Genomic DNA, 20555 nt, shown 5'->3' with positions numbered 1-20555 from the left:
CCAGCCTTATTCCTGGTAACGGCGGATCTGCCATGGATCTGAATACACTGGCAGGTGTTCTGCGCGGACAAGCAAACCACCAGCAAAGCATTGTTTTCAACAGCGACTTCCTGTCAGCCGCGCAAATCGCCGCCTTGCAATCCGGTTTCGATCTTGCCGCGCAAAGCTATTTCACGATCAATGCGATCACGGCTGGCGACATCCCCGATCCGTCGGACCAGCAACTGGTCCTGACTGCCGGCGCCACCAATGTGCTGGCGCAGCAGGGCCTTGCGCTGAAGGTGGTGTTTACGGTCGACGCCACGCAAACCCTGCAGTTCACGATTGCGGTCGAATTTGCCGCAGGCTGGCAATTCGCCGACAGCTTTCCTCATTTAACCGTATTCCCGTTCAATCAGGTCAGCGCCAGCGGCAGCCATGCCATCTATGCAACACAGCCGGCCAGCGCCTATTTCCCATGGCCGGACCAGGCCACTGAAAGCGTGGCGCTAGTCGCCGGCTTGAACATGGCGAGCTGGCTGCAGCTGAATATCTTCAGCGGCGCCCTGGTCTTGCTGCAGCAAGTCTTGAACAATACCGACAAGTACAAGTTCTTCGGCCCGATCGCTGTCAGCGCCGCCACGCCCTACCCCGTGATGGATATCGGCTCGCCCCTGCTGGCGCAGAGCTTCACGATTATTCCAGGCCAGCTGACAGTCGGCAAGCTGGCGCTTGGCATCAATGTATCAGCCCCGCAAGCGCGCCTGCAAAACCTGACAATGCGTTTTTCCGCCAGCACCGAAAACTTGACTTTCGGCGTTGAAATTTTCAGCAACAACGTTCTCTTGAGTTTTTTTGCCGAGCCTATTCCTGGCCACGTTTTTGGCATCCCGCAAATACTGGCCTTGCCGGGCGGCGCCGGGTTCCAGCAATATATTCCCAGCGCTCTGAACGACGCCTTCAACCTGGCGACGCTGCAATCCTTCGTCATTACCCAGGGTGGCAACAGCGGGATCGGCATGACCGGTTTTGTCATCGGCAGCAATCCTGGCTACAGCCTGAATTTGATAAACAATGTCTTGGTACTGGAAAACCTTTGTCTCGACATGAACTCCTACCTGCCGGGAACCGCGTCGAGCCTGACGATCGTATCCCTTAGCGCAAGCGCAAAAATATTCCCCAGCATCTTCACCGGCGATTTCAATTTTTTCCTGGGACTTAGCGCCACTCCGCATGCCGGCTGGCAGATTTCAACCGTTAGCGGCGCCTACCTGGGCCAGGTCAAGCTGAGCGACCTGGTGGGCGGCATCGTCGGCAACACGGCGTTGCTGCCGAGCGTTCTGAGTGATATCAGTTTTTCCAACTTCGGCGTGGTCGCCAACCAGGAAGGATCTGCTTATTCGTACACGATCTACGGCCAGGCGAACATTGCCCTGCCGATCATGAATACCAGCTTGATAGCCTCCCTTAGCGTCGTCGCCAACTATTCGCCGAGCGGCTACAGCGTGGTGCTGCGAGGCAGCTTCCTGGTCGGCTCGCAGAATTTCGTGCTGGAACTCGACCTCGGCAACAGCAGCTCGCAGGCGCCGAGCAATCCTACCATCGTCATGAGCGCCAAGTGGCAGGCCCTGACGAAGGCAGATTACCTGCAGTTCGAAGATCTCGCGACCGCATTCGGATTCTCCAGCAGCCAGATTCCAAGCATACCCAGCGATCTCGACCTGGGCTTGAAAGAAGCGGATTTCTATTACGACTACAGCAACAGCAAACTGGTGATCGGACTGCAGTCGGAGACCTATGGTTCGGCGGTATTTGCCGCGGTGACCAATCCAAGCGACAAGAAATGGCAGTTCTTCTTCGGCCTGAACATCGACAAGCCGATTCCGATCAGCAATCTGCCCTTGATCGGCGACCTCCTGCCCAAGGAGGATACCGTACAGATCAGCAAGATCCAGGTGGTGATCGCTTCTGCCTTGTTTAACGACGCGCTGGCTACGCAGGTCAATGCCATCATCGCCAAGCTGGGGGCATCCTATCCGGCGATTCCAGACACCGCCCAGCAAGGCATGCCGGCCGGCCTGGGATTTTCCATGGTGGTGGCGGTCGGCGCTTATCAGATCCCTATCATGTTCGGCGCCGGCCAGTCGAGCCAGCAAAATGCTGCGCTCAGGCTCGACGCCCTGCCCAGCGACGAGCGCGCCCTGATTCTGGTCAGCAGTCCACCGAATGCACCGGTCAGCAGCGCAGCGTCATCGGATGGCGTGCTCTGGTTCAATCTGCAAAAGAACTTCGGTCCGGTCTCGATCCAAAAGATCGGCGTGCAGTACAAGAATGAAAAAATCTATGTGCTGGTCAATATGAGCCTGACCGGCGCCGGCCTGACGGTTGGCTTGCTGGGCTTTGGCATCGGCAGCAGCATATCGGATTTTGATCCCAGCTTTGAAATCCAGGGCATCGACGTCAGCTATTCCGGCGGCGGCGTCGAGATCAGCGGTGGCCTGCGAGGCAGCATAGACCCGGTCAATTTCGTCGGTGAACTGATGGTCCATGCCGAGAGTTTCGGCATTGCCGGCCTGTGCGGCTACACCTCGGTCGAAGGTAGTCCGTCGATGTTCCTGTACGCCGTGTTGAATGCGCCGCTGGGCGGCCCTGCCTGTTTCTTTGTCACCGGCCTTGCCGGCGGCTTCGGCTTCAATCGCGATCTGCAGCTGCCGGCGGTGAGCGGGATTTCCACCTTCCCGCTGGTGGAATGGGCGCAAGGCGACAACAATCCTCCCGGCATGAACATGGGCGGCGATATCGGCAGCCAGGTCAACGATGTGCTGGAGCGGCTTTCCAGTGGTGGCGTGGTGGCGCCGCAGGTCGGCCAGTACTGGCTGGCGGCGGGGGTAAAGTTCACCTCCTTCGAACTCGCCAATTCCTTTGCGCTAGCGGTGGTCAAGTTCGGCGCGGAATTCGAAATCGATTTGCTGGGCACCACCACCATTGCGATTCCGCCCGCCGAACCGGTCATTTTCGCCGAGATGCAGCTGCTGGCCTCGTTCCGGCCGGCAGAAGGCTTTATCGGCATCAGCGGCCAGCTGACCGCGCAATCCTATGTGCTGTCGCCAGATTGCCACCTGACCGGAGGATTTGCCTATTACTTCTGGTTTTCCGGCCCGCTCGAGGGAAATTTCGTCATCACCATGGGCGGCTACAATCCGAATTTCACGGTCCCCAGTTTCTATCCGACGGTGCCGCGGCTAGGCATCAACTGGAATGTCTCGGATAACCTGGTGGTCAAAGGCGACGAATATTTCGCCGTGACCTCTGCCGCGGTGATGGCCGGCGGCGGCTTGTCCGCCAGCTGGAGCAGCGGCGGCATCAAGGCCTGGTTCAACGTACAGGCCGATTTCCTGATGGTGTACCAGCCGTTCCACTACTACCTGGACGCCAGCGTCGATATTGGCGCGTCTTTCCGCATCAGCCTGATTTTCACCCACATCACCATCAGCATCCACGTCGGCGCCAGTCTCGAAATATGGGGACCGGATTTCACCGGCCGCGCCACCATCGATCTCGACATCATTTCCTTCACCATTTCTTTCGGCGCCTCGAACCAGGGCACCAAGACCACCATTTCCTGGCCCGAATTTGTCACGCAAATGCTGCCCGGACTGACCCCCAGCAGCTTCCAGGCCCGCGGTGACGCCCGCACGCGGCGGCCGCTGGGCGCCGTGGCGCAGGATATCAGCGGCATCCATATCAATGTGGCCAACGGCCTGGTCAAGACCCTGAGCGACGATCCCAGCATTCTGGATTTTGTGGTCAGCCCGGAGACGGTCGAACTGACGGTCAACGCCACCATCCCGATCAAGGAATCGCACGCCAGTTTTTCAGGGTTGGTCAAATTGGCTCCATCGGCGCTGCAGCCGGTCAACCAGGACGGCCAGACGATTATCCCCAACGAGGCTTTTGGCGTCGGCCCCACCGGTACCGCCAGCGACAGTTTTATCCCGACTTTCGACGTCGCCATCACGCTGACCAATGATCCCGCCCAGGCCGATGTGCAAGTGACGCTGCAATGTGTGCGAATCTTTTCAAACGCTCCCAATTCGCTTTGGCAGAAACTCAATTTCGACGGCAACGGCAATCCGATCCTGGGCGATCCTTTGAATGACGCCACCACGGCCAACGTCGTCACCGGCTACCGGGTGATTCCGATTGCCCAGGTGCCGGACCATACGCTGCCGATCAATCTGGAATACCTGCAATACACGATAGACATCAACGCCCAGTATTTTTCCTGGAGCAGCGCGTATGTTCCTGCCGGCAGCGCTTTCGGCGACAAGACAGTGGAAGACACCATCATGAGCGCCGCCGCGGTGGCCAATCGTGCCGCGCTGCTGCCGGCAATCCATGACTACATCGCGGCGATTGCCACCTCCGTCAACCTGGATTCCATGACCAACCCCACCCACGCCGCCCTGCTGTCGGAACCGGTCTTGAGCCTGCTGGGAGAAAACAATGTGTAAGCAAAACGCGTGGCGGCGCCACTACTTTCCTGCCGCCATTCGCGGTCAAGACATGAACGCTGTGCGATTGCCGGCCTGAGGCCGGTGTCCAGCAACGGCAGGTAAACCTTAAGAGAGCCAGGCATGAAAAAGAGCGCTACGCTGAACCATTCCACAGACAACAATCCCGTCAGCAAACTGGTCACCTTCATCCAGTTTGACGAGCCGGCGCTGAAGGTCGACGAATATACCCTCAAGGTCACGCAAACCACCAATACGGCGGCGCCGAACAGCTTCACTACGTCGCGCAATTTTGCGGTTAGCGGAGAACGTTTCAGTTTCCAGTCAGGCCAGATCGATTCGGTTTTCCCGCCCGATCTGGCGAACGGAGAATTCGACGGCTCGCTGGCCAGTGTCGTGCTCAACCGCCGTACGCTGCCGTGGGAACGCTACCTCGACACCTCCAACACGGAATTGCCCTGGCTGGCGGTGCTGTTGTTCGACGCCGACCATCAGCCGCTGACCCACAGCGCAACGGCAAGCGACCTGATTACCCTGAACCAGAAAATCACGGTGCTTGGCAACCAGCAGCTGACCGGCGTCGGCAAGCTGCCTGCCGATGTCTTTTCCTATCCCGGCATGAATCCGCTGGGCTATGGCGAGACGCCGGATGAATCCTGCAGCGTGATCGACATCGATCTGACCACCTTCAACCGCGTCGCACCCAGCATGAATGACATGGCCTATCTGGCGCATATCCGCCAGGTGGACACGATGGACACCGTAAAGAACGGCAGCGAAGAAAGCGTTTTTTCGGTAGTGCTTGGCAACCGCATCGCCAAAAATGAGCAGCCGGCCTACGCCTTCCTGGTTTCGCTGGAAAACATGGGGAGCTATCTGCCAGGCGACGACGGCAAGCCGGCCAGCTTCCCCGCGGGCATCAAGAGCGTTCGCCTGATTTGCTACCGTTCATGGCGCTTTACCGCGAACACCATGGACCAGAATTTCCAGCAGCTGCTGGAAAACCTGAACCGGCCCGCGGTCGACGGCCGCCAGATCACCACGCTGCAGTTTCCAGCTACCTTGGTCCAGCCTGACGATAGCCGGGTGCAGCAGGCGCTGGCGGCGCAGGCAAATGGCCAGCTCGATGCGGCCAGCTCGCAGGTGCTGGTGCAGAACGCCTTTGGCCAAGGCTATATCCCGATGAATCACGAAATGCGCCATGCCAATACCAGCGTGTCCTGGTTCCGCGGGCCGTGCACGCCATTCGCAGTCAGCGAGACCAGCTTCGTTTCGACCGGCTCGGCCGACGCCGCCAACCGCTACAACCCGCAAACCGGCTTGTTCGACGTCTCGTATGGCGCGGCATGGCAAATCGGCCAACTGCTGGCGCTGCAGAACACCAGCTACGCGAATGCCTTGTTCAACTGGAAGAAAGCTGTCAACAGCGTCACCGCCACCCAGGCGGAACAGAGCATATTGCAGGCAGCGCTCGGCGCCAACCTGGCAGCGAACCAGGAAATGCCATTCAGCGGCCTGCTGCGTACCCGCAGCAATGCACTGGGCCAGCAGCCGCCGCTGCCAGATATCGTCACCCTGTGGCTAAGCCGCCTCAAGCTGCTGTATGGCGTGCCATTCAACTACCTGGTGCCGAATGAGCAAATGCTGCCGCTGGAGTCGCTGCGCTTTTTTTACCTGGATCTGAACTGGATCAACCATATCGTCGACGGCGCATTCAGCATCGGCCGCACCTGTAGCAAGCAGCAGAGCGTCGACGCCAGTCTGTTCGGGCAGCTGCAAAACGCAGCGCATCCGGTCACGCTGAATCAGCGCCGGCAAAGAAAGGGGCAACGATTTGCGGCCAACGCGGTGCAGCAGTACACCGGATTTCTGTTGCGTTCGCAGGTGGTGACCGGCTGGCCCAACGTACAGGTCAACGGCTATGCGGTGGCTGACGATATCAGCACGGAAATCAAGAAACTGCGCATGGATCGCCTTTCCTCGGATTGCATCATCTGCATTTTCGATGGCGAAATCAAGCAAGTGGCGATTCACGAGCCGCCGGAACAGCTGCATTGCGGGATAGAGATCAATGGCGCGCCCTACAGCACCACCCTGCGCGCAGTCACCGGCGACCGCCCCGGCAGCCAGTTCCTGACCAATCCCAAGGGCGGTCCGCCGACTGCTGTCATCCCGATGCGGGCAGACGCGCAGACGCTGCTGGTAGCGCACGCCGCCACCAGTATTCAGTCCAAGCTGAACAACGATTTCAACCAGAACATCCAGGATTTCACCTCGGCTGAATTCGCCCTTGAAATGATCAAAGGGGTAGTGAAAGTCAATTTCAGCCAACATAATTAGGAACAGGGGAGTCAATGAACGCCACCTCAAAAGCGCTGGTCGTCCCGCTCAATGTGCTGGCTTTTGCCGTCAATGAAAAAGATGCGCACGACGCAACGCCTTATTTTTCCGGCGCGAATACGGTATTCACCGATCAGACGGGGGCCAATCAGGCATTCCTCGGCGCCAACGTCAACCGCAGCCTGACGGGCGCTCCGGCACAGCCGCTGCAGGCCGGCGTGCATGTGCACTGGGCATTGCCGGACGCGCTGACCAAGGCCAACACCACTGCTGAAGGCAAGCTGGCGTTCATGGCGGCGCCCAACCGCTGGCTGGTGCAGCGCCTGCTCATCAGCGGCGGCAAGGCAACCCGCAGTTCCTGGGTGGTGCTGAGCGATTTGCTGAACGACGCCCAGCCCAGCGGCCAGACCTCCATCACCCTGCCCACCTATACCACCGCTTCCGGCCAGGACTATCAGTACAGCGGCGAATTCCAGGCTTTCACCCAGCAATGGGCAGAGCCGGCGGTTCCCCAAACCCAGAGTTTCATGGTCCAGACCGGTCAGGAACTGTCAGCGGTAGCCAGCGGCCAATCCGTATTTGCCTCGTTCTACCCGAACTGCCGCGGCGTATTCGGTTTCGCCGACAGCCTGGCCGACCTCAAGCTGCCGCCCAACAGCAGCGTCGAACTGATGTATACGGTGACCGGCTGGTACAGCAACAACCATAACGATCCCTTGTGCGGCGGCCTCGACCTGACGCACATCCAGGAAGCGCTGGCGTGGACCTTCGACGCCACCCAGCTGGACGTGCAACCGGACTATTCGCTCTACCAGGGTTCGGCGCAAGGCATCGTCTGGCATCCCGACCAGACCTACCTGCCGGACTATTCGCAACATCTGCCGCAAATCGAACTGGATCTTAGCCTGGGCAACAATCCGCCGGAATCCATGTCTTGCTATCTGCAAAACAAGCTGCAACCGGCGCTGCCCTACTTCCAGGTGCTGCTGAACGCCTACTTCGAAGGCTTGCTGGGGAAGCTGCAGCATCCGGCGCCGAGCCAGTTTGCAACCTTGAAGGAAGAGCTGCAGGAGAACGGTTTCCAGTCGATCAAGGCGGAATACATCTACACCATCGTCAAGCAGCTCACCACCTACGGTCCCGATGACCATCCGGTGGTCACCATTGTGCCGGTCGACATTCTGCCGCCCAAAGTCGGCGATGCGCTCAACCTGCTGAACTTCTACGCCCAAGGCGTACAGCTTCTGCAGGAGAGCCTGGAAAATTATCAATGGCAGCTATTTGCCGACTGGTATCGTATCTTCATGGCCGTCAGCAGCCAGCAGCAAACCGCCTACAACATCAGTTATCAGAAATACGGCGGCCTGGCTGCTCAAACCCAGCAGCTGGCGAACGCGACCGCCGTCCTCAACCAGCAAATTGCGCTGCTCAACAGCCAGCTTCCCGAGGGCTGCGTGCTGGAACAGGTGCCGGCCCCGCGCTATTGGCAAGCCAATGACCTGGTGTTCCTGCTTGGCGGCGAAGCCATGCCGCCCGCCAGCCGTTACGGTACTAACGGCCAGTTCAATGCAGACGGCTATCTGCTGTGCCGCCTGGAAAACCAGTTAATCACTAGCGCCACTGCGAATAACGTCACGCTCAACGGCAACACGTTTACCAGCGCCAGGCTGCCGACTCCCAACGCCCTGCCGGCGCCGGATACCTTTAACGCGCTGCTGTCCGAGGCCTTGCTACTGAATGCCAGCCTGCTGTCGGCGCTGAGCGCCGTACCCATCAGCTTCAGCGACGTCCTGGCGGCACTGCCCGGGCAGTCGCCGTTGCTGGCAGTGAGCGGCAACGCGCCGTCACCGGTCAGTCTGAGCAACTGGGACGGCAACCCCTGGGTGCCCTTATTCGCTGCCTGGGAGGTGGAGTTCCAGCCGGTGTTCGCGACTACCGACGACAGCAAGACGCAGCTGTACAACTATGCCAGCGATTTCTTCACCAGCCAGTTCACTGTTGAACAGAACGATGGCGCCGCTATCGGCTACGCGGCTCCGACCGATCCGGCGGGCGGCGCCTTCAAACAGTCCTATACGGGCGTCTCTATCCTGTCCACCAGTGCCATCAACGGCTTTGTGCAACAGCTCAAGCAAAGCAGCGACCCGGTGCTGCAGAAATGCCTGCAAGCCATCCAGCAGCAGAACATGGTGATGCAATCGCTGAGCGGGCTGAATACCGCCTTCCTCATGCAAGACCAGGACCTGCAGCTCAATATCAAGGTGCCGGACGGGTCGGAATATGCCCCGCTTACGCAGGCGGTCGCCCTGGCGCTGGGCGGATATGCAAGCAGCGCGCCGAATTTCAACAGCTACTACAATCCGGTACGCGCCGGCTTCCTGAAAGTCAACCTGACCTTGATTGACATTTACGGGCAAAAGAAGCGCGTGGCGCCGGCCACGATCAACATCGCGCAGACATTGACGGCGAGCTACCGGGGCCAGCCGGTTGCCGCCATGGCTTACCTGCCGCCACGCATTTCGCAAGCCTCGCGCCTGTTGTTCCGTTTCCTGGCGGCTGACGCCGCCAATCTTGAGGAAATGAACCTGCATCCCGCCACTACGCCGATCTGCGGCTGGCTTTTGCCTAACCATCTGAGCGCCAGCCTGTTCATCTACGACGCCCAGGGCGCCAGCCTGGGGGCGCTGTTCCTCAATGACAGCAAGAACCTCATCATGTGGCAGTCGGCGCCCGGCAGCGACCACACCATAGATGAAGATGTGCAGTCCGTGATGCGCGACCAGCAGCCGCAATTGCGCGACCTGGTGCTTTCACTGAGCGCATCGGCGCCGCAATACTTTAACGACTTCATGACGGCGATCGACAGCGTCAACGGTTTTGTCGAACCGCAGGATGTCTCCACCAACAATGACCTTGCGGTATTGATCGGCCGCCCGATCGCCATCGTACAAACGGCGCTGACCCTGGAGCTGAAAGGGACGCCGCAATACAACCAGTCATGGAGCGTGCTCGGCCTCGATCCGGACAAAAATCCCCTGGCCGAAACCGATAACGATTTCAGCAAGATCGACTTTCCGGTGGTGCTGGGTAACATGCAAGACCTCAACGATGGCTTGATCGGCTATTTCAAATTTGGACAGAACAATTACGACTGGTCGAGTTTCTATTCCATGGGCGCGCCCTCCGGCAGCGGCAGCGGGGTCAAAATTCCCGGGCAAAATACGCTTACCGTCAAACCTTATCCGGACGCGAGCGGCACCACCGCCGCCAGTGCCGCCAGCAAGCAGCTGTTGCTGATCGACCCGCGCGCCGTGGTGCACGCCACCACCGGCATCCTGCCGACGATCGGCATAGGTATTCCATCCGACATGTACGCCGCTACCCTGAGCAGCCTGGAAATGACCTTCCTGACTTCGCCCGTACTGTCCGGCAGCAGCGCCTTCAACCTGCCGCTGCCTAACGAAGCCGGCTACCAATGGTCCTGGATACAAGAAAGAATGGTCGACAACAGCGCGCGCTGGGAGATCCGCGGCGATCTCGCCAATCCCCAGCCCTCCAGCCTGTGGAGCTATACGCCGCAGACATTGCTGGAAGGCTGGCTGCGCATCAACCCGGACTTGCTCAGCTTTGAAATCTTCGACGCCAGCCATAAGGCGATTCTGACGCCAGGACGCAACGACAAGCTGACGCTGACTGTCTCCAACCGCCAGGGTCGTCCGATCACCTTCTCGCCCGCGCCCCTGGTGGCGGAAGGGACGCCCCCTGCCGGTTCCATTTTCTATCTGCATTTCGGCAGCGCCGTGCCGCAGGCGACGGTGGCCAGCATTGTGCTGGCGGCGGCCGGCTGGCAATTTTCATGCATCACCGATAGCCAGTACGGCAGCTACTGGGCCGCCAGCCCGACGCAAGACGTGGTGCTGGCGGGCGGCGCAAATTTCTCGATTGAGGTCGATCGTCTGCAGATTACTACCGACAAGCAGCAAATCATGGTCTATACCGACTACTACCAGATCACCAATATCAATGATGGGGTCTACCAGGATGGCCTGGTTATCGCACAACAGTAGGAGGGCAAAGTATTTGGATCGCAATTCAGTCATGTCTCGGAAATATCCGTGACAGGCGTTCTAGGCAGTTGGCATATGTGTTTGATGGTGTTTGACGGTGTTTGATGGAGTTTGATGGATTCGGGATGGACCGAAAGCCGTCCCGCTGATTGGCTTCGCAGTTGTTCCGCGGTTCCGGATACGCAGGGCGCCGGAAATCGTGAGCGGAATGACATTTCAACTATTTTCGATGGAGAAAAACATGGATCAAATCAGCTTTACGATTAATAACGGCAGCGCCACAAACACCATCTACATGCCGACCAGTGATCCCAGCGTCAATCACATCAGCCTGCTGATCAGCAGCACCGCCACCCTCACCCTGACTGCCGGCACACCGGTCGAGGAGAGCCAGGCGGCCGGCGCCAGCGGCAGTCTGTTCTATCTGCATATCAAAAATCTCGGGCTGAGCAGATCGGAACTCAACGATCTGTCGGTAACCCTTGCCGGCTGGAACGCCAAGGTGTTCGCAGACACGCAAGTGATCTGCCTGACGCCTCGGCAAGATACGGTCGTGGCCAAAGGCCAGGTACTGATCGCCGCCGTCGGCAGTTTCACTGCCAGCCAGGCTCCCAGCGGCAGCAGCGCCCAGCTGTACATGAGTTTTTATCGCGCCAGCCCGGTCTCCGGCGGCGGCTTGCCGTTCACCTACAACAATGTCGTGACCTTGCAGGCGCCGCCTTCAGGTGCGCTGGATTTGCACAATGCGATTGCCGCAACACTCGTCAACAACACTGTGGTGCAGTCGAGCAGCGATTACCCGGCGATTGAAAATACGCTCAACCTGACTTTCGCTCCCGGCCCGAATCCGAAAGTGATCAACGCCGGCGCCAATACCGTTTTCACCGTCAGTTTCGTATATGCCACCGACCAGTATGGCTATGGCGCCCTGACCACCATCGGTAATGCGCTCGACATCAACGTCAACGCCGGCGACAACGCCGCTTCCTGGGTGATCACGCCGCCAGCCGCCGGTTCGCAAAATCCAGGCTGGATGCTGCAACCGCTGGCCGGACAGCCGATCCTGGGCACCAACGCAGGATCGACCGTCGGCTTTGTGCTGAGCGACATCTTCACCACCTTCCAGGCCGGAGCCACCCTGATGCTCGTCAGCTATAGCGGCGTGCCAGGCTATCAGGACGGTGCGTTCTCGATTCCCTTGTACAAGGAAGCCCACGTCTATATCCATTCCCTGCTGGCCAGCCCCAATCCTGCGACTCTCAACCAGGGACTGGCTACGGTCGACCTGGCATGGAACGCCAGCGGCGCAAGGCTGACCCTGATGCCAGGAATGATCGACGTCAGCGGCCAGCAGAGCTATACCGCGAAAATTGCGGAATCAACCCAATTCACCTTGATCTCGCAGGGAGTATCTCCTGCCAACTACGCTTCCAGCGACTTGCTGGTAGAGATTTTCCCGGCGATCAACTGCATCGTGGCGAATCCGCAAAATGTCTACTACAAGGATTTTCCGCACGACGTATTACTGGACTGGAGCGTGAATTCCAACAACCAGGTGGCGTTGAGCAACAGCGTCAATTCCAATGTCCAGTACCTGCCGCCGAACTACACCACCGGTGTCAGCATCACGCAGCCGCAAATGTTCAGCATCAAGCCGCAAAGCGGCGGCCTGCCTTTGTTCATCGAACGCAACGAAGTCATTTCCGCGTTTGAACTGCAACAGCACAGCGTCACCCTGAACAATGCTGCGCAGGCTCTGGCTTTGTCGCCGACCGCGAATATCTGTGCCCTGATCCAGCAGAACAGCAATCAGATCCTGATCCTTGAAACCATCACCAATACAGCCTACGGCAATCCGATATCGGCCGGCAGCCAACCGGTGGCGCTCAGTTTTTCGCATGACGGCAGCAAGCTGTTCGTCGCCAATGGCGGCGATTCCACGTTGACCGTGTTCGACGTCACATTCAGCGGCGGCAGCAGCGGCTATGTCTTCACCAAGGCGGGCAGCGATGTCAACTTGTCAGGCGTGCCGGTTGCACTGCAGGTTTCTGCGGACGATACCGCTGTTTTTGTCAGCAGCAACAGCAGCAACACCAATCCGGGAACGCTGGACGTGGTGATCAGCACCAACAATAACTATTCCGTCAGCAATAGCGTGCGGTTCCCGGGACAGGTGAGCGAACTCGCAGTATTGCCGTCGGCAGCGCAGATTTTCCTGGTCAGCCAGGCGGCGCAAAGCGTGTATGTGGTGGGCTATGACAGCATCCATCATTCCTACCAATGGGTGCGCACCATAGGCGGTTTTGCCAGCGCCGACACGCTGACCGATATCGCGATCGTCGGACAGGATTCCGGTACGCTCCTGATCGTCTGCTCGGGAAGCAACAGCGTCTATGCGGTGAGCAAAGAAGTCAGCAGTGTGGCAGGCAAGCAGAAGCTCAGCGTCGGCAGTAATCCGACGCGCGTGCTGGCGATTGAAACCGGCGCCTATGCCTATGTCGCCAACAGCGGCGATAACAGTCTGTCGCTGATATCGTGTTTCAAAGGCAGCGGACTGTGCCGTGTACTGGAAAGCAGCCTGGCCAATAGCGCCAGTCCGGTTGCGCTCAGCAGTTCGGCGCAAGGCAGCGTAATCTATGTCGCCAACAACGGCCCTAGCCTGAGCGTGTGGAATAACCAGACTTTCACCACGCAGGGATCAAGCCTTTCCGCTACCTTGGCGACCAGCGTCGCCGCCAGCGCGCAATACGTGGTTTCCTGGCATAACTACAACATCCAGATTTCCTATCCGGGCAAGACTGCCACCTCCGGCCTGTCCGTGTATGACAGAAATACGCAGACCACCAGCGTAGTCAACGGCAGCACGCAATACACAACCTTCGAGTTCTGGCCGGACAGCAGCCAAAACACCGCCATTGCAACGGTGTACGGCAGCAATACCTTGCAGATTCTCAGCACTGTCGATTTTTCAACCAGCTCGACTATCGCGTTCTCCAGTTCCAGCACTTGCCGCGCCGTCGCCACGGCCATTTCACCGTATGGCAACATGATATTTGTATTAACGGTCGATACCGGCGGCGTCTATCAACTAGTGGCCATTGCTTCCGATCCCAAGACCAGCCAGTACAGCGTCGTTTCCAGCGTCAGCCTGTTCACCCAGCCGGCGTCTTCCGGCCATTCGCTGGCGGCGCTGTCAGACGGTTCCAGCGCCTTTGTCACGGACGCTTCGTTTCAAAAACTGTATATCGTTTCACGCACACAGACGGGGACTTATAGCCTCGACGGCAATACCTACAATTTCATCTACATGCCGCGCGCCATGAGCTGCGCGCCGGACGACAGCCAGCTTTACATCTGGATGAATCAAGGTAGCAACAGCGGCTTCGCCAGTTTTGACATCGCTTCACGCACGCTGGAAAATTTCGTCTTGCCGAACTCGGTATCGTTCCAGATCAGCAGCATGGCCATCGCACCTGACGGCTCCAGCTTGTACGTGACCGACACCAACCTCGGGGTCCGGGTGTTTTCCACCGATTCCATGCAAAACACGCAAAACATCAGCCTCCCCGGCAGCAGCTTCCCGATGGGCATTGCGATTGCACCGGACGGCTCAGGTTTGTTCACCGCCAACGCCTTCTCTGACAATGTGTCGCTGACGGCGCAACTGGCCGCCAATCCGGTCACTATGGCCGTCCACCTCGCAGCGATGGGCACGGGCTCCGAGTATCTTGGCATTTTCATGCGCGACTACATCGGCGCAACCCCGACCAGCAACAACGGCAGCGGCTGGACCTTGTCCCCGGACATTGTTCCTTGGGGCACCCAGCCGATGCCCGATTCCTCCGTCCTGGGACAGCAAGCCAACTACAACAGCGATTACGCCAACAACATCACACTGGACCAGTACAACAATGTCTATGTGCGTGGTTTGAACACGGCCAGCGGCGCGCAGACATCGCGTATCTATTTTTACTGGGTCGATTCGTCCATCATACTTTTACCTGGACAATGGAGTCCTTACAATTTCACGTTCAACAACAATCTGCAAAACTGGCTCGATGTCACGGCGAAGAATGCCAACGATATCGCCTACAGCCCTGCGCCGCTGACCTGGAAACCGTCTTCAAGCTATCCGCATTACTGCCTGGTCGCGTGGGTAGACAATACGGCAAATCCAAGCCCGCCCGATTTATCCCAATGGGCCAATTTCACGGACTGGACCGATCTTGGAAATTTCATCACGGCGCATCCCAACATGGCATGGCGCAATACCAATGACGTCGCGGTAGCGGGCGCGTTCATGAATGCGCAAACGCGTGTCGCCGGCGTCTCGGCCGGCGGCCAGGTGACTGTCGGCGTGATGCTGTCCAACATTCCGATCGATAGCAAGGGCACGATACAGTTCACCTTAATCAACAGCAACGGCACCATCAGCTATTCTTCGCCGCTGCACCCGATCGATACCAACACTTTCTCCCAAACCATCCAGTGGCCGGCAAACGCGCCAGATCCTATCCTGACCTACACCTACGCTCCGGCCGGCGGAACATTGCAGGGCAAAGAAAAGATCACCGCGTTTACGGCGTTCGTACCGCCGATGATGCTCAAGAAGAGCCTGCTCTTGCGCGCGCCGCATTTGCTGATCGACGTGCCGAGTACACAGATGACAGGCATCCAGGAAATGCTGTTGGGTACCGTCAGATTCCAGTTCACCGGAAATAGCTGATATGGCTTGGCGTCCCGCCCGCCACGGCGCCAGCGGGATGCCGGACCAGGGCCGCTTCAGGCCCTGTCTGACTCAATGCTTTGCTTGCGCGATCTGATCCAGTCCGGACGGCGGTCGTCTCGTGTTTTTCGACGCACCACCCGGCACAGCTGGTTTAACCGCAGCTTTAGTTTGCGAGTTTGATCAGGTTCACCGCAGGTAACGGGCCACCCGGGAACTGTTGCAACTTACCGCCTATAGCCAGGGATCCTAAATCAATGCTGGCAAATCCCAGTTGGTCTATTAATTGTCCGACTGTGGATTTGGCCGCTGCATCATCGCCCGATAAAAATACAACGCGCTTGCCACCGGCTTGCTTCGGATCGCTTGCCAGCACTGCAGCAAGCAGGGTATTGAACGATTTCACCAGCCTGGCTCCGGGCAACATAGCCGTCACTACCTCGCTGGAATTGCGCCCGCCAAGTTCGGCAAGTTGATAGCCGGGTTGAATCACGGGATTGGTAGCATCGATGACGATACGGCCGTCCCATGATGGCAAACCGGCCAAGGCTGACGGCAGTTGCGCCCAGTTCACGCTCAACACCACAATGTCTGCCGCTGCTGCCTCTCGAACGCTGCCGGCGCGGGCGTTTGGGCCAAGGAGAGCGACTATGTCGGCCAGCGTTTCAGGACCGCGACTGTTGCTGAGTGTGACCTTCAGTCCGGCCCGGACGACCTGCTTTGCCATGGCCTGGCCAATAGCGCCGGCGCCAATGATGCCGATATGTTGAATGCCTTCTTTGTTGATTTGTGAATTATTCGACATGATGATTCCTTTTGGTTGTTGTCGTAGTTGATACCGATCTTAGGCTGCGCGCGGCACGATTTTTAGCGCCTTGCGGGCATCAAGACTGAATACGCCAGGCCCGAAGCTCATGATTTGAAGCAGGCCGCCAGCCATTGCAATGTTCTTGAGCAAATTGAACAATTGGTTCTGGTCGCCGATGGCGTGATGGAACACCAGACCGGTGACCACCGAAAATACGGCCAGTACCAAGGCTGTAATGCGTGTCTGGAAACCGAACGCCAGCAACAAGCCGCCGCCGATCTCAACTGCTACAGCAAGCGCAAATCCCAAGACGGGGAACGGCAACCCCATGGCGCCGATGTAGCCTATCGTCATGGCGGGAGCGGCAATCTTGCCGGCGCCGCTGATGAGAAAAATCGCCGCCATCATGAGTCGGCCGATGAGTGGAAAAGAAGATGAGGTGTTAGTTGCGTTTTGCATGTTAGCTCCTGATGAAGTAGAAAATCAGTAAAAAAAATAAGTGGTTGAATAACTGCTCTGATAGTTGTTGCCGTGCTGCCGTGTTGCCAAGTTGCGGGATTAATCCTTGAAATTACAAACTACGATTGGCTTCCAATTGCTCTCTGATCCGCTCGATCCCGGCTTCGCCGCGTTCCAGCGCATAACCGTCCGTGTGAACCGAGTAATAACCCAGCACCAGATCGTGGGGATGCTTGACTGCGGAGCCCAAAACGAATTCGGTATCACCCTCTGCGAAAAAATCCAGGGCGGCTGTCGATTCTTCGAATACAGCGAGCTCGTTCTGTAAGCCCACACCTGCCGCATGCAGCTTGCCTGCGTAAGGGGCGACCCAGCCGACTGTGTGCCCGGCGGGCGGCTGATAGCGCCAGCGCTGTCCGTTTTTCAGCACGACATGCAGATAATTGATGGATGCGCGGGTGGCGATGGCGCTCGTCGCATTCCCGTAGCGACCGAGAATGACACGGGCTGGCCCATGGGTTTGTACTTGCTCAGGCGCCAGATACTGGCTGTGTGCGGGGCCGTTTTCGTCCTCCGGCGGCAGTGCAATCCACAGTTGAAAGCCTCGCACGCGCTCGCCCTCGGCGGCGCCGCCGGCATGCCAGACTCCGCCGCCGGCGTTCATCCATTCGACGCTTCCAGCCGACGGCGTGCCGCTTTTCCCGGTCGTATCCTTGTAGTCCATATTGCCGGAAACGACGACAGTGACGGTGGCAATGCCGGAATGGGGGTGCATGCCCGAGAGAGGCTTGCCGGTGGAACGGATATCAAAGTCGTCTAAAAAAACAAAAGGTTTGATTTTTTCACCGATGCCTGATGGGCTTGCAAGGCGAGTAAACCACTCTTGGCGCTTGCCTTTTGTGCGATAAATGATTTGACGTGCTTGTGACGTTGCTGGCCCTGGCAGAACAGCATTGTCGCTAGAAATTGCGTACATGATTACTCTCCTTAGTGAGTGAAATATTTCCTTAGCGACCTTAGTTTTGGTTTTCAAAACTGTGCCGCCTTTAGCCGCTGATGCTTTGGTATGCGTTGGTTGTGGAGGTTTGAGACGTCCTGAACCAATGACTGCATGGTAGACACTAGACCGATATCGCGGAAGCCTATATATTTCGATGGAATCAATCGTTGGGAGCGATACATGTTAGATGCGATGTCCATGGACCAGCTGCGCATCTTTATTGCCGCAGCAGACGAAGGAAGCTTCTCCGCGGCAGGACGCAAGCTGCGGCGCGCGCAATCGGTTGTCAGCCAGACGCTGGCGAATCTTGAGCAGCAAGTCGGATTCCCGCTGTTTGAAAGAACCGGCCGCTATCCAAAATTGACAGAGGCCGGAAGAGCATTGCTGGCAGATGCCCGTGCCGCAGCGGATAGCATGGATGGATTCAAGGCGAGGGCACGCACACTGGCGGAAGGTCTTGAACCTGAATTATCCGTCGCGGTGGATGTGATGTATCCGATTGCAGCGCTCACTGACGCTGTACGCGCCTTTCATGCTGCCTTTCCTATCACGCCGTTGAGGCTGTATGTCGAGGCGCTTGGCGCAGTAGTCCAGCCGGTCCTGGATGGCCGCAGCCGCATCGGCATCATCGGTTCTTTTCCGGATGTGCCAAGCAATTGCGAATCCGAGTATCTGTTGAATGTTCCTGCAATTGCGGTGGTGTCTGCCTCGCATCCACTGGCAAACCTGGGCGGCATGATTCCTCGCGCCACTGCCGCAGCTTATGTGCAGCTGGTGTTGACGGACCGCTCCAATCTCACGGAAGGTCGTAATTTTGGCGTCATGTCGCCGCTGGTATGGCGGCTTGCCGACCTGGGCGCCAAGCATGCCTTTTTGCGTGCCGGCCTGGGCTGGGGCATCATGCCGGGACACATGGTAGAAGAAGACATCGCACGCGGGACACTGGTGGCGATGGAATTGGAGGCCCATCCTTCGATAGGCTCATCCTTTTCCATGCATGCCATATACCGCAAGGACATGCCACCCGGCCCTGCAGGAAGGTGGTTTGTAGGTCAGTTAAAACAAGGCTAATCAGTTTGCGGAAAAGATCAGCCAAATACTTTTGCGGCTGTTTTTGCCACAAGCTCCCCCTGATGGCGCGCACCGGCGAGGTCGATTTCGCTTGGCTGGCGCGAGCCGTCGCCGCCTGCCACAGTGGTCGCACCGTATGGAGCTCCGCCGACAATCTCGGCCATATTCATCTGGCCTTGATGGCTATACGGGAGACCGACGATGATCAAACCCAAGTGCATCAGGTTGGTGATGATTGAGAACAGCGTCGTTTCCTGGCCGCCGTGCTGGGTAGCACTTGAGGCAAAGGCGCCGCCGATTTTGCCATTCAGTGCGCCGCGCATCCACAAGCCGCCGGTCTGGTCGAGAAACGCCGCCATCTGCGAAGAAATACGGCCGTATCGAGTACCGGTACCGACGATGATTGCGTCATAGTTTTCGAGGTCGGCAACTGTGGCAACCGGCGCCGCTTGATCAAGCTTGAAATGTCCGGCTTTGGCGATCTCCTCAGGCACCGTTTCTGGCACCCGTTTGATATCGACATGTGCGCCAGTGCTGCGCGCGCCCGCTGCAACTGCTTCAGCCATCTTTTCTATGTGTCCGTAAGTTGAATAATAGAGAACAAGAACCTTAGCCATTGGAGCCTCCTGATTAAGTGACGGGGGTGACGCGGGTGTGCCGCAATCGGTTTGGAAAATCGCTGCTACAAGCGAGACAGATACAAGCGAGACAGATACAAGAGAGACAGATACAAGAGAGACAGATACAAGAGAGACAAAAATAGATGGATAAATAGTAGGTATGCAGTCACTTTGAGGGAAGCCCATAAAATTCGATAGGATCCATCGTCAATAACGATACATGCCAAGTTTGTCCAGGCCGCCGGGTAAGAGTCGCTATCCGGCACGACTTATTCCTGCTCGATATGCGCCTATTTGTGCGAGAAATACTGGTTCAGGTTGTAGAGCAGGCCCGCAAACGGCATGCTCAATGCGGCATACACAGCGTTTGCTTCAGGGGCCGCGTTGTCGCCCAGGATTTCGACAGCCACGGTTGAATAGCCGACCGGAATCACGCCGGCTTGCACCATCCGCATCACGCCGAGGTCCGACTGCTGCCGGGTAAAACTGCCGGAAGCGTCGACCACCGCGTAGGTGCTGTAGCCGTCGGCCAGCGCGGAAATTGCGGGGAACGCCAGGCAGACATCGGTCGAGATGCCGGTAATGATCAATTTCTTGCGGCCCGTTGCCTTAACTGCGGCAACCACGCGCGGGTCGTGCCAGGCGTTGACGGTGGTCCGCTCGATATGCTGGTTACCGGGCAGAGCCTCGCGCAGTTCCGGAATCATCGGTCCCCACATGCTTTCGGTGGTGGTGGTCACGATGACCGGAATCTTGAGCGCTTGGGCGGCCTTCGCCAGACCGACGATATTGTGCTTGAGCTGCATCGTGTCGATGTCACGCACCCCTGTGTACAGACCCAGCTGGTGGTCGACAATGAGAAGTACAGCGTTGTCCCGCGTAAGCTGCTCATATTCCGTGAGTTTCATGGTTCGTTCTCCTATAGATTGGTTAGGAATGGCGTTGCCGCCATGTAGTCAATATAGGAGGCT

The 20555-nt window shown here is 57.9% G+C and carries 10 protein-coding genes; 5 read left to right on the top strand and 5 right to left on the bottom strand.

Features of this window, described 5'->3' with window-relative positions:
* Nucleotides 1-32 precede the first annotated feature (32 nt).
* The 4 genes from VNZ60_RS18440 to VNZ60_RS18425 all read left to right on the top strand — a co-directional run bounded on the left by VNZ60_RS18440 (nucleotide 33) and on the right by VNZ60_RS18425 (nucleotide 15626).
* On the top strand, nucleotides 33-4493 hold the full coding sequence (locus VNZ60_RS18440) for a DUF6603 domain-containing protein (protein WP_325661698.1): 4461 nt from the start codon (nucleotides 33-35) through the stop codon (nucleotides 4491-4493).
* A gap of 123 nt (nucleotides 4494-4616) precedes the next feature.
* Nucleotides 4617-6833, top strand: coding sequence for a hypothetical protein (locus tag VNZ60_RS18435; protein ID WP_325661696.1), 2217 nt, complete (start codon nucleotides 4617-4619; stop codon nucleotides 6831-6833).
* Between the two features lie 14 nt (nucleotides 6834-6847).
* Nucleotides 6848-10900 (top strand): hypothetical protein, encoded by a 4053-nt coding sequence (locus VNZ60_RS18430; RefSeq protein WP_325661694.1) that lies wholly within the window; start codon nucleotides 6848-6850, stop codon nucleotides 10898-10900.
* A gap of 241 nt (nucleotides 10901-11141) precedes the next feature.
* The gene (locus tag VNZ60_RS18425) at nucleotides 11142-15626 is read left to right on the top strand and encodes a YncE family protein (RefSeq protein WP_325661692.1); all 4485 of its coding nucleotides are present in this window, start codon (nucleotides 11142-11144) and stop codon (nucleotides 15624-15626) included.
* A gap of 166 nt (nucleotides 15627-15792) precedes the next feature.
* On the opposite strand, the gene VNZ60_RS18420 is transcribed toward VNZ60_RS18425, so the two are convergent.
* The 3 genes from VNZ60_RS18420 to VNZ60_RS18410 all read right to left on the bottom strand — a co-directional run bounded on the left by VNZ60_RS18420 (nucleotide 15793) and on the right by VNZ60_RS18410 (nucleotide 17869).
* Nucleotides 15793-16431 carry an NADPH-dependent F420 reductase gene (locus VNZ60_RS18420; protein WP_325661690.1) on the bottom strand — a complete coding sequence of 213 codons (639 nt, stop codon included), beginning with the start codon at nucleotides 16429-16431 and terminating at the stop codon, nucleotides 15793-15795.
* Nucleotides 16432-16470: 39 nt separating this feature from the next.
* Entirely contained in the window at nucleotides 16471-16893 is a 423-nt protein-coding gene (locus tag VNZ60_RS18415; protein ID WP_325661688.1) for a DoxX family protein, read from the bottom strand.
* A gap of 112 nt (nucleotides 16894-17005) precedes the next feature.
* On the bottom strand, nucleotides 17006-17869 hold the full coding sequence (locus tag VNZ60_RS18410; protein ID WP_325661686.1) for a pirin family protein: 864 nt from the start codon (nucleotides 17867-17869) through the stop codon (nucleotides 17006-17008).
* A 204-nt stretch (nucleotides 17870-18073) separates the two neighbouring features.
* Here VNZ60_RS18410 and VNZ60_RS18405 point away from each other — a divergent pair, with 204 nt between their 5' ends.
* Nucleotides 18074-18964, top strand: a complete 891-nt coding sequence (locus VNZ60_RS18405) for a LysR family transcriptional regulator (RefSeq protein WP_325661684.1) — start codon at nucleotides 18074-18076, stop codon at nucleotides 18962-18964.
* A gap of 17 nt (nucleotides 18965-18981) precedes the next feature.
* Here VNZ60_RS18405 and wrbA read toward each other — a convergent pair whose 3' ends face one another.
* Together wrbA and VNZ60_RS18395 are read right to left on the bottom strand one after the other, a co-directional pair.
* Nucleotides 18982-19581, bottom strand: coding sequence for an NAD(P)H:quinone oxidoreductase (wrbA, locus tag VNZ60_RS18400; protein ID WP_325661682.1), 600 nt, complete (start codon nucleotides 19579-19581; stop codon nucleotides 18982-18984).
* Between the two features lie 293 nt (nucleotides 19582-19874).
* Nucleotides 19875-20492, bottom strand: coding sequence for an isochorismatase family protein (locus VNZ60_RS18395; RefSeq protein ID WP_325661680.1), 618 nt, complete (start codon nucleotides 20490-20492; stop codon nucleotides 19875-19877).
* Nucleotides 20493-20555: the final 63 nt, after the last annotated feature.

It is taken from the genome of Collimonas sp. (assembly GCF_035566375.1).
Taxonomy (GTDB): Bacteria; Pseudomonadota; Gammaproteobacteria; order Burkholderiales; family Burkholderiaceae_D; genus Collimonas.
This window is presented reverse-complemented; position numbering and strand designations above follow the sequence as displayed.

Coding starts and splice junctions, on each gene's coding strand:
- VNZ60_RS18395 (WP_325661680.1), bottom strand. CDS start 20,492: ATGAAACTCACGGAATATGAGCAGCTTACGCGGGACAACGCTGTACTT.
- VNZ60_RS18420 (WP_325661690.1), bottom strand. CDS start 16,431: ATGTCGAATAATTCACAAATCAACAAAGAAGGCATTCAACATATCGGC.
- VNZ60_RS18415 (WP_325661688.1), bottom strand. CDS start 16,893: ATGCAAAACGCAACTAACACCTCATCTTCTTTTCCACTCATCGGCCGA.
- VNZ60_RS18440 (WP_325661698.1), top strand. CDS start 33: ATGGATCTGAATACACTGGCAGGTGTTCTGCGCGGACAAGCAAACCAC.
- VNZ60_RS18425 (WP_325661692.1), top strand. CDS start 11,142: ATGGATCAAATCAGCTTTACGATTAATAACGGCAGCGCCACAAACACC.
- VNZ60_RS18435 (WP_325661696.1), top strand. CDS start 4,617: ATGAAAAAGAGCGCTACGCTGAACCATTCCACAGACAACAATCCCGTC.
- VNZ60_RS18430 (WP_325661694.1), top strand. CDS start 6,848: ATGAACGCCACCTCAAAAGCGCTGGTCGTCCCGCTCAATGTGCTGGCT.
- wrbA (WP_325661682.1), bottom strand. CDS start 19,581: ATGGCTAAGGTTCTTGTTCTCTATTATTCAACTTACGGACACATAGAA.
- VNZ60_RS18405 (WP_325661684.1), top strand. CDS start 18,074: ATGTTAGATGCGATGTCCATGGACCAGCTGCGCATCTTTATTGCCGCA.
- VNZ60_RS18410 (WP_325661686.1), bottom strand. CDS start 17,869: ATGTACGCAATTTCTAGCGACAATGCTGTTCTGCCAGGGCCAGCAACG.